Origin of the sequence: Bacteroides sp. OF04-15BH (assembly GCF_003477995.1) — a bacterium.
GTDB lineage: Bacteria > Bacteroidota > Bacteroidia > Bacteroidales > Bacteroidaceae > Paraprevotella.
Window position 1 is genome coordinate 32,901 of record NZ_QUEM01000007.1, and the last position, 12,600, is coordinate 45,500.

Sequence of the window (12,600 nt, forward strand, 5' to 3'; positions counted from 1 at the left end):
AGACCGAATAATGATGTTGCTCTCATATTGATGATTATTTGGTTGTTTGTTTCAGGTTAAAGAAAACGATGAAGGCATTATTCCCTTTTTTCACGCCGAAGGAAAGCATCGCCGGTTTACCGTTTTCCAGATACAGGAACGGGCGTTCCATCCGGTCCACCTTCATAATAGTGCCGTCTGTCAAAGGGATTTCTTTTTTGCACACGACATAATGCCGTGCCTTTTTCCAGTGAATACCGTCCGTAGAAGTAATCAGTCCGATAAAATTGCCGCCGTGCGCATGAAACAGCGCATAGAAGCGTTCGCGTTCTTTGTCATACCAACTGCACACATCTTCTGTAGGAATGTCGGCAAAGGCCGGCTTATCTTCCAACACAAACGGGCCGGTAGGGCTGTCGCTCGTGCCCACAGCCTGAATCAGATGACGTTTGCCTGATGGTTGGTTGTCGCCTTTGACTATCAGATAATATCTCTGATCCTTGCCTCGACACACCGAAGGGTTTACCGTCACGGTATAAATGGGACCGTGAGGCTCTATCATGGGTTTCTCCTTTCGTTCCCAGGGACCGTATAGGGAAGATGACTCGGCCACACCGGTGCGCTGGTTTGAGCGCAACAGATTCCAATAGGGATGCGAATACCCCGTGCGTGCGATTTCCTGGAGTTGCTTCTCGTTCAGCGTTACGGTATCGCTGTTGGTAGAGATGTAATAAAGGTAGTAACGGTTGTTGAATCGGTTCACCCGTACATTATGCGCGGTAATCTGATCCCAGTGTCCTTTGCGAGCTTGCAGGACTGTTTTTGTTTCCTGATAAGGACCGTCCGGATGCCGGGCGGTGGCGTGTGCTATTTCCGAGTGGGTGAGCCAGGCAAAAAAGCCATATTTTTTGGGCCATCTGGAGTAGAACAGGTGGTAGGTTCCCTGTTTGTCCCGGATGATGGAACTGCACCAGTTAAAGTATTGGCTGTCCTTGACGAACCGGGACGTGTCAGCCGGTTCGATTAAGGCTGACAAATCCAGGTTGTCTGTATCCTGTGCAGCGACTATCGGTTGCCACAGGAATAGGAGTGCTAGTATTAGATGGTAAATTTTCATATTTCCATATAGGGTGTTGAAATGAACAACTGTTTTTATTTCCGTCTGATAACAATCAGGTATCTTTACGGCAAAAAGACGATTCCGGCACAATTTTCAGGGGCACTTATCTTTATTTTCAGGATGCAGCTGTTGTTGGCCTTCAGATTTGCATCCAGTTTTATTTCATAAGTACCTGTTTCTCCAGCCTTGATGTTCTTGACAAGATCCGATGAGGCTACGGTTTTTCCGTCGGCTTCCAGAGTAAATCCCGATACCTTGATTGCTCCGTTTCCTTTGATTGTTTCGATGGAAATTCCTTTCATCAGTCCCAAACTCTTGGCAGGGATGTTCCAGGCAAATTCTTTGGAACTCTTTGGAGATACGTTCCAAATGCCCACCATGTTTTTGCGGTTCAGCTTCAGGTTCTTGTCTGAGATATCCTTTGTCTGGCTGATTCGGGCTTTGGCAAAACCAACCACATCAAACGGAGCGATATTGGTTTGGGCATCCTGATTGTTTTCCACCCAGTTACGTTCCCAAGCCGCCATATCAAACGGTTGGCCCGACTGTCTGGAGGCATAATAGTTCTGCCATCTTTTCAGATAATAGTTCTTGATGAGACCGCTCCAGATACGGGCCGCATAATCGTCAACCGGCGGTCCCCAGATGGTAACGATGCGACGGGCATTCATTTCATACTGTTTCTTCTGTTCGTCGGTCTTTGCGGCTTGAGTGGCAAAGTTCACCCAGCGGTCCAGTCGCAGGGTGGGGTGTTGGCTGAGCAGAGAGTCCATGCTTGTCAATACATGTTCAAAACGTTTTTGCAGTTGCAGTGCCTGCAACGTGTCGCCCAGCAGATATTCCTGATCAATCATTTTCGTCAGGATCTCGGCTTTTCCTCCCAGATAGTGCGCCGCCATTTCTTCCAGATCGTTCCGGTACAAAGGACTGCCAGACAGTTCGTCCGATGCTTTTGCAAAGTATTCCAGCCCTTTGAAATAATCTTCGTTGATGTAGATGGAGCCGTTCTTTACATTTCCTGGACGGAACTGCCAGTTGAAACGGGGATGGTCGGTAAAGGTACCATAGCAGGACTTCAGCAGATAGTCCCAAGCGGTCATCAAGGTTTTCGGAGCCTTGCCATAGCGGTTTTCCGAGTAATTTTTCAGCCACTGCTTCACGTCGATATGCTGTTTGCTCCATCCGGCATCGGTAATCAGCTCATAAATCACTTCGTTGTTTTCTATGCCTTCGGGAGCCATGCCGTGAGCAATCAGGTTGCCTTTGTTCGGAGAACTCAGAGCCTCGAGGTGTCCGTTGGCATAAAAATCCAGCACACCGGTCATACCCACCTTGCCTCCCATGTTGGGGATAACACTGTAGACCCATTGTTTATCGTAGAAGCCTTTGTAATATTCCCAGTTCACCTCCGAGTGCCAAAAGTGCTTGTTGTAGTCCACAGCCAGGTCGAGTAAAAGCATTTTCTGGTCTGGCACCTTGGAAACCAGGGCATCCAGTGTTTCATAGTCCCAGATATATCTTTGATATCCGAACATCCATCCCTGCATCACCCACACGGCATCCGGATTGGCCCGTTTGATGGATTCATACACTTTCTCTCCATAAGATGCCGCCATTGCATAGCGTTCCGGATTTCCTTTCTCGGGGAATGGAATATCCATTTCGTTGAAGCTGTCCACCAGATAATAGCCACACTCTCCAAATTCCTTCTCCCATTCCTGAATAAAGGCGGTTCCTATTTCCTGAAACAGCGGTTCCTGTGGAGATACCATCCAGTTGTTGAAAGCTCCTCCCCAGTGTGTTTCAATGATTTTCAGTTCCGGATGAATTCTTTGGAACGCCTTGGGAATGAATCCCGGGAATCCCGGACAGATAGGTTTCATACCCAGTTCACGCATACGCTTCAGGATTTTGTGCTGCAACTCTATTTGCTGTTGGTGCCAGTCTTCGTTAAGAGGACCGTCAATGCCGCTCACATTACCCATTCTCATCCAGGGCAAATGAGCCGGACCGACAAAATACTCGTTGATTTCCTCGTCGGTGAGTCCCATCTTTTTCCAGACGCGGGCAATGATGGCTTCGTAACCCACCAGGGCCAGTGGCATGTTGATACCGTGTAAAGCCATCCAGTCTATTTCCTTTTCCCAGCGTTCCCAATTCCAGTAGGGCATGGAGTATCCGTAGGTGCATACATTGAAATAATAATGGTTGGCAAAGGGAGAAACAACCTTTTGCGATGCTTGTGGATTCAGGATTTCGGGGAAACGTAGATTGTTGCCCGACCAGGAATAGACACCGCACTTTTCTTGTTTGAGGAAAGCGTAAAGGCCGCGGCATAAAGACACCGGAGCGTTTCCTTCAAGGTAAAGTCTGCCGTTTTTCACCTGATACGAATAGTAGGTGGAGTCCTGACAGCCGTTTTTCAGTTTTAGCGAAACCGGCAGTTTTTTTCCTGAAGTATTCAGAACTCTTTCCATCAGTTTTTTTACAGGGCGTATCTGGTCTTTGGCCTCTGCGGGCATATTGTTGCCAGCAAAAGCCAGCATAAATAATCCGGCATAAAAGCCGATTTGTCTTTTTATCAGGTGGTTGCTGTTGGGATTCATATTCTAATGCTTTTTATCGGGTTATGGTTTGAATTGGATTGTGGTGGCTTGAAGTTCCTCTGAGTTGCTTCCGGTCAGAATCTTAAAGGAGCCCGGTTCTAGAACTTTTTCCATCCGGTTGTTCCAGATCATAAAGGATTCGGAAGGAAGTTCGAACCGGATCTCTTTGCTTTCACCGGGTTGTAGTTTTACGGAGGCAAACCCTTTTAGTTCCTTTTCTCGGGGAACGATGGTGGCAACTTCGTCACGAATGTATAGTTGTACGATTTCTCTGGCTGCTTTCTTTCCGGTATTCTGCACCGTTACCCTTACTCGGACCGTGTCGCCGGAAGTATATTCCTTGCGGTCTGTGGCCGGTTCTCCGTAGGCAAATGTCGTGTAAGTCAGTCCAAAGCCAAAAGGAAACTGAGGACCTTTTCCCAAGTCGTTATGTTCGATTCGGCCAAAACTTCTTCTGAAATTATAGGCGATGGGCACTTGTCCGGCGTGCCGTGGAAAGGTTTGTGTCAGTTTGCCCGACGGAGATTCCTCACCGAGCAGCAAAGAGGCAACCGCCTCTCCGCCCATCGTTCCCGGATACCAGGCTTCCAGCAGAGCGTCGCAGGATTTCAGAATCTCGTCCACGACCAGAGGCCGGCCGTTAAACAGTACGGCAATGACGGGCTTTCCGGTACTTTTCAGGACTTGAAGCATTTGTATTTGTTCCTCCGGTATTTGCAGTTTGCCGGTAGTAACCGCTTCGCCGATGTTGAAAGAGAATTCTCCGATACAGGCAATAATCACCTGAGCCTCTTTAACCTGTTCCTTTAATGTGGCCAGATATTCCGGTGTTACTCCGTTCCACGCGCATCCGGCATGGATGAGTTGTTCTTGAGGAAGCTTTTTGCAGAAACCGTTCCATACCGATATGACCTCTTCGGCACGGCCTTTCATGGTCCATGACCCCATCAGGTCCGTCTGAATATTGGCAAACGGTCCGGTGAGCGCTATTTTTTCTTTTCCGGAAAGCGGCAGTACGGACGACTCGTTTTTCAGCAGAACCATGCTTTCGCGAGCCATATCCAGCATGGTTTGTCTGATGGCGGATGAACCGGTGATTTCCTTTTCTTTTTTCGTGTCAAAATAAAGGTAAGGATTGTCAAACAGTCCGGTCTTGAATTTCAGAGTCAGTGCCCTTGCGGCAGCCTGGTCGATCAGTGAAGAATCGACTTCTCCTGCAAGCACAAGTTCCTTGAGCCATTTGGAGTATTGGCCGGAAGTCATGTCCATATCTACGCCGCTTTGCATTCCCCGTCGTGAAGATTCGCGTCCGTTTTCGGCTGCCCCTTCTTCAACTGCATGAGTCAATGTCGACCAGTCGCTCATGTATAATCCCTTGAACTGCATTTCATTCCGGAGCAGTTCCGTGTTTATCTTATGATTCATCGTGACCGGTTCTCCGTCATAAGAAGTATAAGAACACATAACAGAAGATACTCCGGCATCTACCGCAGCCTGGAAGGGCGGCAGATAGCGTTCTTTAAGATCCCGATAAGAGAAATCGGTGTTGAGATAATCCCGTCCGGCCAGAAGAGCGGCATAACCGATAAAATGCTTGACACAGGCAGCCAGAGTATGCTGGTCGTTCAGTTCGTCCCCCTGAAATCCTCGGACACGTGCCGTAGCCATAGCGGCTCCCAGAAATGCGTCTTCGCCGGAAGTTTCCATGATGCGTCCCCAGCGCGGATCGTTGGATACATCGACCATAGGGGCATAGGTCAGCTGGATTCCGGCGGCTGTGGCCTCCAGAGCCGCTGCGGCAGCACTTTTCCGTACCAGAACCGTGTCCCAGCTACAGGATTCTGCCAGGGGTATTGGTGCGAGGGTACGATATCCGTGAATGACATCCTCATGGAATATCAGCGGAATGCTCAGGCGACTGTTTTTTATGGCGATTTCTTGCAGGGAACGGTTCAATGCGGCTCCGTTGGCCTTGAGTAAGGCACCGACTTTACCTTGTTTTATGAGATTTCTGATATTGGCATCCCTTTGCGTATAATAAGGCATGAGGTTCAGTTCCGCAATCTTTTCCTCCAGAGTCATCCGTTTCAGCAGATCTTGGACGCGGACTTCTATGGGCTGATGCCGGTCTTTATAGGCCGGAATGTTTTCTGAATAAGCGCCGTTGGCTCCCCACAGCGAGGTGCACAGCAAAGATATTTTCAGTATTTTCATGATCTATACGTTTAAGATTCTGTAAGTTCTATTTCTTTCTTACGATTTCAATATTGATGTTTGCTTCGCCCTGAACAGGTATTTTCTTGGATTCTATGTGTTGTCCTTTTACGAGTAGAGTAGCCGTAGAGTAGGTCGTTATCTGATAGAATCCGTCCGAATCGGTCGATACGCTTTGTCCCTCACTCTCGATTCGGACATTTTCTACCGGGTTGGCTTGCACGTCGCGTACATATCCCGAAACCGTTATTTTTTCTTTTTTGATTTTTCGGGTTGTGTTTTCCTGTTTTTCCAGATTGATCTTTTTTTCTTCATGAAGAGCCACACCGATTTTTTTCCGTAAAGCAATCTTGTCGGATGCGCCGCCAACCTGTATTTCGAATTCGCCCGGTTCTACCACATATTTCATGGCCTGATTATACAGTCCCAAATCGTGTACCGGTATGGACAAATTTACCTGTTTTGTTTCTTTTCCGGAAATATTTACTTTAGAAAAAGCCTTCAGTTCCTGAATCGGAGTCACCACACTGGATATCAGGTCCCGGACATAAACCTGCACGACTTCCTTTCCGGGAATGTCGCTCAGATTCCGGACTTTTACATCAATATGTATGGTGTCGTCCATATCGTATTCTTCCTTGTCCGTTTGCATGTCGCAGTACTCAAATTCTGAATAGCTTAATCCATGACCGAAAGCCCAAAGAGGCTCAGGAGTGTCGAACACATAATCACGTCCCGGTTGGTTGGGTTTACCCGGCTGGTGATAAAATCCTCTGTCTGTGGGCAGATGGTTATAGTAACAAGGCATGTTTCCTGTACTTTTCGGGAAAGAGTAGTTGAGTTTTCCGGAAGGGTTTACCTCACCAAACAGTACATCATACAAGGCATAGCCTCCCTGCTCTCCAGGATACCACTGTACCAGAATGGTGGGAATGTTTTCCTTTACCCACGGCATGGCGAAGGGTTTGCCCGACAGCAGGACAACGATAACCGGTTTTCCGGTGGCATGTATGGCCTTGATCAGTTCCTCCTGCGCTCCGGTCAGTGTCATGTCCGACAGGTCGTATCCTTCTCCGCAGGTCACATTGGAATAGTCTCTGGAGAGGGAAGCGCTGGCCGAACCTACAACAACAATACTTAAATCACAGTTCTTAGCCATGTTTACAGCCTGTGGAATATAAGAAGTTGTGTCCGTATGCAGGTCACAGCCTTTGGCGTATTCTATCCGGATTTTATTTCCGGCTCTTTTCCGGAAGGCTTCCAACAGGGTAACCCCGTCTTCGTTGCTTCTGCTCCAGGTATAATCTCCAAACTGTACTTGATGGGCATTAGGACCAATCAGCGCCACAGAGTGCAGTTTGTGGATGTCCAGAGGAAGAAGTTTTTCGTTGTTCTGTAACAGGACGATGGATTCTTCGGCCAGTTTGCGTGCCAGCGCCACCTGTTTGGGAGTATGCAGATGCTTCTTGAATTCTTTTTCGGTTGGAAAGCGGTATTCAAACAGTCCCATTTCAAATTTGGCGGTTAACACCCGACGCACCGCCCGATCAATATCCTCCATATCCAGCAAGCCGGAGGCCACCAGTCCCTTCAGGTTCTGATAGCAGTTGATTCCGGCTTCCACATCCAGTCCGGCATGGAACGCCTGATAAGCCGCTTCTGCCCGGTTTCGTGCAGTCTTATGGAAATAATCCAGCATGTCGATGGAGCCCCAGTCAGAATATACGTATCCCTGAAAACCCCATTCGTCTCTCAGTAAAGTCGTCATCAGATACTCGGAAGCAGAATTGGGCACTCCGTTCCAGGAATTATACGAAGACATGACGGCCCAAGGCTTCACAGTCTTTACGATATATTCAAAGGGTTGGAGATAGATGGAAAGCAAATCTCTTTGTCCGCAATGCACGGATGCAAGATTAAGGCCTCCGGAAGGATTACCGTGGGCTCCAAAATGCTTCAGCATGGGCGAAATTCCCTGATCCATATATCCTTTCACCTGATGGGCTCCCATCGTACGAACCAGAAAAGGATCTTCGCCGAAACATTCTTCCACACGGCCCCAGCGTAAATCTCGGCAGACATCGACAACGGGTGTCAGGCTCTGGGTAATTCCCTGCACTTTTAATTCTTCCGAAATATGGGCGGTCATCTGATAAACCAGTTCCGGGTTGAAAGTGCTGCCCAGAGCTATAGCCTGCGGATAGATCGTTGCGCCGTCGTTCACGGAACCGTGCAGTGATTCGGTAATGGTAAAGACCGGAATTCCCAACCGGGTGCTGTCTATCATATAGTGCTGCACCTCGCTCATGATTCTGTTGGCCTCTTCGCTGGTGAGGGTGATCCCTTCAAAAAAGCCGATTCCGTTTTTCTGGCAAATAGCTTTCATTTTGCCCAAATCCACTTTCCCGTCGTGCACAATCATGTGGCTGCCCATCTGCATCAGTTGGGCCACTTTTTCATCGAGCGTCATTCTCGCCATGAGGTCTTCGACGCGTTCCGATACCTGGACAGAAGCATCCTTATATTTGATATAATCCTTTGCCTGTGCCGTCTGACAAGTGCAGAGGCCGGCTATCAGGAGAGCATATAGCTGTTTCATGTTTTTGTTCTTTATACTTTAAGAAATATACCTTTTTGATAACAGTGTCTCAGGATCAGGAAGATCAGAGAGACAAAACACAATTCGAAAACGAAAGGATAATACTTCCCCGCGAACTGTTCCACTCCGTGTAACCATTGCTGAAGCAGAGAATTCAGATTCATGGTATTATACAGCATGTAGGCCAGAATGGAATTCATGCCGTAAATCTTCAGCCACTTTAAGAACCGTCCTTTCTTCCGGATATCCACCCAATAGTAAAAGAACAGCATCAAGAGAATGGAAATTCCAGAAGACAGGAAAGTCATGGAACTGGTCCATATTCGCTTGACGATCGGCTCTGCGAAAGAAAGACCGTAAGCAGCCAGCAGACAGATGATGCCACTGAAGAGCAGAACCTGCACTTTCTTCTTTCCGGTCATCTGGGATTTTAAGATGACTCCGGTGAGCACACCGCTCATGGTGGTTGCTATGAAATTCAGTGAGCTTAACAGCCAACTGTTGTGATACCAGTCGGCAAAGACGATTTCTCCGTTGTCCATGACATAAGAACCATAGACAAACCGTCCGAGAATCATCCGGTCGATTTGTTCGGCCATATTAGTGCCCGGCTGGTATCCGTCGCCTGTCATCATCGTGACCGTGTAGATCAGGGGGCAAAGCAGAGTGACGACCAGCATGCCTTTAGCTGACAGATTCATAAAGAGAATCACAGAGAACAGGTAGCCGCAGGCAATGGCCTGCAAGGTATCTGTGTATAGATAAAAGGTATCGGGATTAAGATCCAGGAGATTCCCCTGAACGATGGCACCGAAAATCCAGAGCAGGACCACCCGTTTGCCGACGCGATAAAAGGCGGACTTCGGGAAATGTCTTTCTTCCTTATATCGGGCAAATGCATAAGGGATGGAAGTTCCTGCCATGAATAAGAACAAGGGCATGACCTGATCCCATAAATGATGTCCTTCCCATTCCACATGGGTAAAGACCTGTTCTTGAATGAGTCGTAAAAAGTTGCCTTCCGGCTGCGCCTGTGCCAGGCGCATGAATACAGGCTGGAAAAACACCAGAATAAAAAGATCCAGACCCCGTAAGATGTCTAATGATTCCAAACGTTGTTTCATGGTATGCTGTATGTAGGTCGTTGCAAAAATGAGATTATCGGTAAACGAATATCGGGGACTGCATAAACCATCCTATTTCCAGCAGCAGGAATACCCTCTGATAGTTAGGAACAGGATGGTCTGTGCCAAATATGTTTTTATTTAAAAATCCATTTCGTAATCAGATTGTTGGGAGTTGCCACCACAAATTTATAGAACTTTGATTTCGGGTATTTGTTCAGGTCAACGGTAAATTCCTTTTTGTTGGCCTTTGTGGTACCGATTTTTATCCACTCATCCTTGCCTCCTTCTTTATAGTTATTGGTCGTAGCCATGTAGATGGTGGCATCCTCTTTGGACTTGGTGCAGTTCCATTTCAGAGTGACATATTGGTCATAAGGGTGAGTCGTCAGATCAGAGATATCATTCTTGCCCAAGAAAGAAACGCCATCCTTTTCGAAAGCTACTTCCTGAGGCATTTCAAACTGCATGTAGGAGCAGATGCTGGGCAGGATGTCCACCAATGATAATGAAGGACTCTGGAAGTGACTGTTTACTTTGGCGGCATTGGTCGAAATCCATACGCTGCGTTCTCTTTCCGATTGTCTGCCGTGATGGTAACCGCTTTCATCACGTCCGTGGTCGGTGGTGACAATGACCAGCCATTCTTCGTTATATTCTTTTTCGCGCAATTGCACGGCCTCCCATATCTGTCGGATCAGTTCATCAGTCTTCCGTACGTATTGGTCCATATAGGCGCCGTCTCCATATTGATGATAGCCGGCATCCGTATACCACAGATATACCCAACTCAAATCAGGGGCTTTCTCGCGGATACACTTGGCAGCTTCGTGGCAGACCACAGAGTCGATTTCAAAGATGTGCATGTTGTTGGCTTTTTCCGGAAATCTCTGTTTGTCCAGTTCGTATCCGTCATACACATAGTCTATCTTTAAGTTTCCTGTTTCCGGCTTGTCGGCACCGATGAGTACGGTGCGGTTGTCAGTCCAGCTGGAAAATAAGGCCGTTTTGTAATCCGTGTCCTGAGATTTGGCAATCCGGAACAGCGACCAGTAATTATAGTTCGGTTTCAGATTGGAGTTACCGTTTACATTGTGTTTGTTCATCCAGGTTCCGGTCAGCATATTCATATATCCGATGGCAGAGATGGTCGGTGTTTCCGAGTATCTTCCGATTTCTCCTCCGGTTATGGCCCGTGCATAATTCCCTTTTTCCGCTATTTCAAAGATGGTTTTGGGATGTACCCGTTCGATGTAGTCGGCAGGAATTCCGTCCAAGACGATATATATTGCTTTGCGTTTCTGTGCTGTGAGTTGCAGTTGGGTAAGCAGAATGGCGAGTAATAAGAATATTTTTTTCATGATATCGGGATGTTTAAAAGAGTTATGTTTTAATTCTGATTTGTTTCGTCCGGCCAGGGGCAGGCTTTTCCGGTGGTCTTGAAAGTCGGTCTTTGTCCGTCCACTTTTCTGAGGAATCTGCCCAGTTCTTTGGAGAGTCTGGCTACGAGTTTCGGATTCTGGGTGGCCAGATCCTTGGTTTCGGCAATATCTTCCTTTATATTATAGAGTTCCTTTTTGCCGTCCTTGTACCAGTAAACCAGCTTGTAGTCCCCCTTGCGGATGGCGCAAGTCTGTCCGATGCCCTGATGTCTGTAATCACCGCCATACCATGTGTTGGGCGTATTCCAATATAAGGCACGGCCTTTAGACGGATCTCCCTTTCCGGTTATCAGCGGAACGAAGCTCACACCGTCAATCGGCTGGACCGTTTTGTATTTTTTGATTTGAGCCATTTCCAGAATGCTGGGGAAGAAATCTTCAATAATGAGATATTTGTCGATGGTGCTTCCCGGCTGTGCCACTCCGTTCCAATAGACAATCATCGGTTCTCTGATGCCCCCTTCGTAAGCCGATCCCTTTCCACTGCGCAACGGAGCGTTCTGAACACCCAGCGGGGGCGTGCGGCTTGAGGCTGCCAGTCCGCCGTTGTCCGACATGAAGATGATAATCGTATTGTCTATCTCTCCGTTTTTCTCCAGATAGTCCATCAAGTCTCCCAGACTTTTGTCCATGCCCTCGACCAGAGTGGCATAGGCTGCTTCGGTGGCCGAAAGCCCCATGTCCTGATAACGTTTCAGGAAACGTTTGTCTGCCTGAATGGGGATGTGCACGGCATAATGTGCCATATACAGAAAGAAAGGATGGTCCTGAGAGCGGGCTTTATCGAGTGCCTTGATTGCCTCCCGGGTCAGTGCTTCGGTGACAAAGACATCTGTGTCCCAATAGGCTTCCAGGCCCGGGATGGCGAAGCCGCTGACCGGTTTTCCGTTCTTGTCGTGACCGTAGCGCTGCTCGCCCAGATAAGAGGCCAGACCTCCGGCGGCATGTCCGGCAATATTCACCTCGAAACCATATTTCAGCGGGTCGGCGGCAGGAGTGTTCTGCGAGCCGAAGTGTGCTTTTCCGCAATGGATGGTATGGTATCCGTTCTGCTTTAGAATCTGTACGAATGAGGTTGCCTCGTACGAACGTTCTATGCCGCCCACTGGCTGGATGCCGTTGACGTTCCATAAAGGCATGTCCAGATCCGGATCCTGGGCATCGGTCGAAGAATTATAGCCGAAGGTCCAGTTGGTAACCCGATGGCGTGCCTGGTTGGTGCCCGTCATCAGGCTGCAGCGGGTCGGTGAGCTGATACTGCAGGCGTAGGCCGATGTAAATTTGGCGCCCATCTGGGCCAAACGTTCCATATTCGGAGTGTGATAACGCCTGTTCAGGGGAGTTTTCTCTTTCCAGAACGGGAGAGAGGTGTCCTGCCATCCCATATCATCAACCATGAAGAGGATGATGTTGGGGCGGTTGTCTTTTGCGCTGATGTGGTTATGCACGCCAATTAAAGGAAACAGCGCTGTGCTCAGCAATAAAAATCTGTTCATATCTGATAACTGTTGTTTTG

General features: G+C 48.1%; 7 protein-coding genes. All 7 read right to left on the reverse strand.

Going from position 1 to position 12,600, the window contains the following annotated elements:
* Window positions 1-34: 34 nt before the first annotated feature.
* The gene (locus DXA74_RS04535) at window positions 35-1,096 is read right to left on the reverse strand and encodes a glycoside hydrolase family protein (protein WP_118525641.1); all 1,062 of its coding nucleotides are present in this window, start codon (window positions 1,094-1,096) and stop codon (window positions 35-37) included.
* Window positions 1,097-1,161: 65 nt separating this feature from the next.
* Window positions 1,162-3,705 (reverse strand): alpha-N-acetylglucosaminidase, encoded by a 2,544-nt coding sequence (locus DXA74_RS04540; protein WP_233550459.1) that lies wholly within the window; start codon window positions 3,703-3,705, stop codon window positions 1,162-1,164.
* A gap of 21 nt (window positions 3,706-3,726) precedes the next feature.
* Window positions 3,727-5,919: a glycoside hydrolase family 3 N-terminal domain-containing protein gene (locus DXA74_RS04545; protein ID WP_118525642.1), complete on the reverse strand. Its 2,193-nt coding sequence runs from the start codon at window positions 5,917-5,919 to the stop codon at window positions 3,727-3,729.
* Window positions 5,920-5,947: 28 nt separating this feature from the next.
* Window positions 5,948-8,518 carry a glycoside hydrolase family 3 N-terminal domain-containing protein gene (locus DXA74_RS04550; protein ID WP_118525643.1) on the reverse strand — a complete coding sequence of 857 codons (2,571 nt, stop codon included), beginning with the start codon at window positions 8,516-8,518 and terminating at the stop codon, window positions 5,948-5,950.
* Between the two features lie 11 nt (window positions 8,519-8,529).
* Window positions 8,530-9,642 carry an acyltransferase family protein gene (locus DXA74_RS04555; RefSeq protein WP_118525644.1) on the reverse strand — a complete coding sequence of 371 codons (1,113 nt, stop codon included), beginning with the start codon at window positions 9,640-9,642 and terminating at the stop codon, window positions 8,530-8,532.
* Window positions 9,643-9,779: 137 nt separating this feature from the next.
* Entirely contained in the window at window positions 9,780-11,003 is a 1,224-nt protein-coding gene (locus tag DXA74_RS04560; RefSeq protein WP_118525645.1) for an alkaline phosphatase family protein, read from the reverse strand.
* A 29-nt stretch (window positions 11,004-11,032) separates the two neighbouring features.
* Window positions 11,033-12,580: a sulfatase gene (locus DXA74_RS04565; RefSeq protein WP_118525646.1), complete on the reverse strand. Its 1,548-nt coding sequence runs from the start codon at window positions 12,578-12,580 to the stop codon at window positions 11,033-11,035.
* Between the last annotated feature and the right edge of the window lie 20 nt (window positions 12,581-12,600).

Excerpts from the sequence above, each read along its gene's own strand:
- DXA74_RS04535 (WP_118525641.1), bottom strand. The coding sequence starts at position 1,096 with ATGAAAATTTACCATCTAATACTAGCACTCCTATTCCTGTGGCAACCG.
- DXA74_RS04540 (WP_233550459.1), bottom strand. The coding sequence starts at position 3,705 with ATGAATCCCAACAGCAACCACCTGATAAAAAGACAAATCGGCTTTTAT.
- DXA74_RS04545 (WP_118525642.1), bottom strand. The coding sequence starts at position 5,919 with ATGAAAATACTGAAAATATCTTTGCTGTGCACCTCGCTGTGGGGAGCC.
- DXA74_RS04550 (WP_118525643.1), bottom strand. The coding sequence starts at position 8,518 with ATGAAACAGCTATATGCTCTCCTGATAGCCGGCCTCTGCACTTGTCAG.
- DXA74_RS04555 (WP_118525644.1), bottom strand. The coding sequence starts at position 9,642 with ATGAAACAACGTTTGGAATCATTAGACATCTTACGGGGTCTGGATCTT.
- DXA74_RS04560 (WP_118525645.1), bottom strand. The coding sequence starts at position 11,003 with ATGAAAAAAATATTCTTATTACTCGCCATTCTGCTTACCCAACTGCAA.
- DXA74_RS04565 (WP_118525646.1), bottom strand. The coding sequence starts at position 12,580 with ATGAACAGATTTTTATTGCTGAGCACAGCGCTGTTTCCTTTAATTGGC.